At 61.4% G+C, this 3784-nt stretch carries 2 protein-coding genes; one reads left to right on the forward strand and one right to left on the reverse strand.

Going from position 1 to position 3784, the window contains the following annotated elements; genetic code table 11:
• Positions 1–473 precede the first annotated feature (473 nt).
• Positions 474–2261 carry a solute carrier family 23 protein gene (locus tag QZY03_RS21075; protein ID WP_295584296.1) on the reverse strand — a complete coding sequence of 596 codons (1788 nt, stop codon included), beginning with the start codon at positions 2259–2261 and terminating at the stop codon, positions 474–476.
• A 333-nt stretch (positions 2262–2594) separates the two neighbouring features.
• Here QZY03_RS21075 and QZY03_RS21080 point away from each other — a divergent pair.
• Positions 2595–3784 (forward strand): solute carrier family 23 protein (locus tag QZY03_RS21080; RefSeq protein ID WP_295584298.1); only part of this gene is annotated, 1190 nt, incomplete at its 3' end.

Consider the following 3784-nt stretch of genomic DNA (forward strand, 5'->3'; position numbering starts at 1 on the left):
AGTAACAAAAGATGCGCAATCGAATCATTGCAGGTAGTCCAATTCGCTATTCTAGCAGAGTCACGAATCCGTAAAAACGCCTTCGGAAAAAGAATTTATCATATTGTTTATAAAGGAAAAAAAATTGGCCGGGAATTGCTGTCATAACGACAAGGGTGATCACCGCGACCGGCAGGGCCATGAGGTCGAGCGTTGGATGACTGACATCGACCCCAAAAAAACGTCTAACGCTGAATGGTATAACCTCGATCCCAACCATGGTGACGATGGTCCCAGTCACCTCCGCCGGGAATACGGAACGCAATCGGTCTTGGCAAAATCCACCAGCACCCGCGTTTCACCCTGATCGATTGAATCACCGAACTGTCGATCGGCCTCGGGCGCGCTGTTTGTATCCAGTCGGCCATTGAGCATCAGGATTAGTACACCGGGCTCTTGCTCGATAACATGCTCATAATTCGCATATCCTGGCATCAATGATTGAAACTTAACCGCAATTGCCCCCGATTTAACTGTTCCTGGGTTTCGACCCGGTCGGCCAGGTGGCGGATCAGCGCCCCGGAGAGTGTCGCCATCGCCGCCTCGAACGCCTCCTCGTCCTGATCCAGGTCGAGCAGCGCCTGGGCATTCATCGCCGGCATGGCGGCGAGATGCAATGCCTGGCCTGGGTAGTCTATCAGCAAACTCAGGGTGTATTCATCGAATCGCGCAACCAGCCGCGCTGGCCCGGCCATTACGCCGGCCGTGCGCAAGGCCTCCAAGGCCTCGCCGACGGCCAGGCCGGCCCGTCCGATGACCTCGCGGCGGGCCCCCCAGTCGGCCCCGCGGTCCTCCAGAAAGCGGGTGGCTTGCGCTTGCGGGCCGGCACCATCGAGTACACACTCGCCTTGCTGGGAAACACCGATACGAAAAAGAAAATTCAACAGCATGGCGCAAAACACCCCGACCACCAGGCCCGAGCCCAGGATAGGCTTGAACGCCAAGGGCGCTTGGGCTGTCAACTCCGGGACCATGAATACGGCCGTGCCGGCCACCAGACCCAGCCCCACGGTGGCGCGACGTCGCGCATTGAGCAGGCGCGACAGGATCAACTCTGCCCCCGACACCATCATATAGGCGGCCGTATAGATCAGGATCGCCCCAACGATCGGCGCCGGCAGCAGAATCACGAAGGCAGTGATCTGGGGCAGTAATGCCAGCGCAATCAACAGCAGGCCTGTCACGACCCCGGCCCGTCGCGCGGCCACCCCAGTGACATGCGCCAGCCCCAGATCGACCGAAGAAATCGAGGTCGCGATGGTGCCTGTCACAGCGCTCAAGAGATGGCAGAGGCCCAACCCATTAAGTAACCGACCGATCATCGGCAGATCGGGTCTACGCCATCGCTCATTATTCATCTTGTCGATCACCACACCGGAACCCACCGTATCCACGGCTGCCATAATCGACCCCAAGAGATAAGGGACGATTGCCGCCGGGACCCAGGTCGGTGGTGTCGGCCGGTAATACTCGCCGGGCAAGGCAAATACGGGTTGCGCCGCCACCCGCGCCAGTTCGGCACCGCCAAGCACACCGGTCAGGACAGCCATCAGCAGTCCGGCGGCGGCACCGATTAGCAATGCGAAGATTCGCGCGCGGCCAGGAGACCACACCGCCAAGCCGAAGATCGTCCCGAGGGTAACCGCAGCGATCAGCACGGCGCTGGGGTCGAGCGGGTTGAGGGTCCCCGCCGCCAGACCGGTGGCCCGCCGGATGCCAACCGGTACGATGCCCATGCCCAGCAGCACCAACAAGACGCCGCTCACTTCAGCCGGAAACAGCACCCGCAGCAGCGGCAAGAAACGCCCAATAAGCAACATCATCAGTGCGTAAACCAGCACCCCGCCGGCGGCGGCGCCCGGCCCGGAGGACTCGACGACCGCGATGAAGATGGTGATGTTCAAAGGACCCTGCTGATTGACCAGTAGATGGCCGGCGCTGAAGCGCGTCGTCAGACCATTCAGCACGGTGCCCAGGCCCATCACCAGCATGCCAAGAGCCAAAAAGTCGCGCAGTTGAGCACCCGCCAGCCCCATGCTCTGACCGGCGATCATGCTGTAGATCAACAGCATCAGGGCCATGATCGCGTGCTGGATACTCACGCTCAGGGTGGTCGACCAGGGCGGGCGATCCGACGCGAGATAGAGCATGTCGCGCGGCTTCTCGCGTTTGCCTTCGGCAAACGGCGGCAAGAGGCGGTCGAACGCCTTGTGCCAGTCCATGTCAGGTCTCGGGGTAATCATCGCGTCGAGCGGCCAGGTCCGGCACGGCCGTTCGTCCACTGCTCTTGCGGACAACGCGAGGGCGTTCGGATGCAATCCCAGCGCGGCCGCCCGACATTGCGAATAAACTGTTGTTGACGACTGCCGACGGTGGGGCTGCGTTCTGCATTTTGATAACTTCTTCGCAGTGCGGTTTTGCTTAGCGGCGGGAACCGCTGGTCGCAGCGGCCAAGGATGGTATGATCGGCCAAGTGTTTCTCAGCTGCAAGGACGCCACGAGGGCCTGCAATCCCACCCACCCGCCGGCATCGGCACTGATGAGACCGGCCCGAGTTGGAGCAGATTGCACACGCCAGTATACCTGCGCGTGCGTGCGGTGACCTTAGGGGGACGGCGGGTGGTGGCACAATGTTGGGCCACTGTTGGCCCCGAACGGACGAGACTCCGATGAACTGGAGAAAGCATTTCGATCGTGTTCTGCCTCCCTTTGTTGATGCAAAGCGGGAGAGGCCTCGCGATATGCTGTATATCGCCCAGGAAACACCGCCCCTACCCACAGTTCTGGCAGTGGGTATACAGCATATGCTGGTGGCACTGATGCTGTTGATCTATGTCGTTATTGCCGGCAAAGGCATCGGTCTTGCGGACGCGCCGCTGCGGGATTTCGTATCCCTGTCGGTGGTCGTCATGGGTCTTGGTACCCTGCTGAACAGTCTGACTACCCGGTTCAGCGCGGGCCACCTCTTGGTGTATATCCCGGACCCCTTTACGATGATGGCGTTCATCGCTGTGACCAACGCCCATGGCCCGAGCGCCGCGGCGGGCGGCCTCTTGGCAGGGGGGATCGTCGTTTTTGGGCTGGGACGTTTTTTGCCCCGGCTGCAAGTCCTTTTTCCGCCCGAGGTGACCGGAACGCTGTTGGTCCTGCTCGGCATGAGCCTGATCCCGGGTGGCGTAGAACGCGCTATCGGGCTCGACCGCGGTGGCATCGCTCCGACGTCCATACTGATCGCCGCGACCACCCTGGGATCATTGGTCGCCGTCTCAGTGTGGTCGAGGCCCCGCCTTCGTGTGCTGGCCCTGATCATCGGTGCCGCGGCGGGGATGTTGGTGGCGGTACTGACCGGCGACTTTGGCGCCGCAGAAATGGCCAAGGTCGCGATCCAGCCGCCGCTGTCGCTACCGATTAGCAATTACACCCCGCCAACGCCCACCTGGGTTCCGGCGGCGATCATCCCCCTTGTTCTGGTCCTCGTGATCAATGCCGTCGATGCGGTGGGGTGCGGGGTGGTGATTGACAAGATGAATAATGAAAAATGGCGGCGTCCTGATCTCCCGATGATCGGCCGTTTGTTGAACGGTATGGGACTGTGCACCATCGGCAGCGGCCTCGTCGGCACCTTGTCCACCGGCATCTCATCGGCCAATCTCGGCCTCGCGCATATGACCGGGGTCGCGGCGCGGCGGGCGGGAACGATGACCGGTCTGCTGCTCATCGCGCTTGCGTGTCTGCCCCAGATCGC

The organism is uncultured Lamprocystis sp. (genome assembly GCF_903933125.1).
GTDB lineage: Bacteria > Pseudomonadota > Gammaproteobacteria > Chromatiales > Chromatiaceae > Thiodictyon.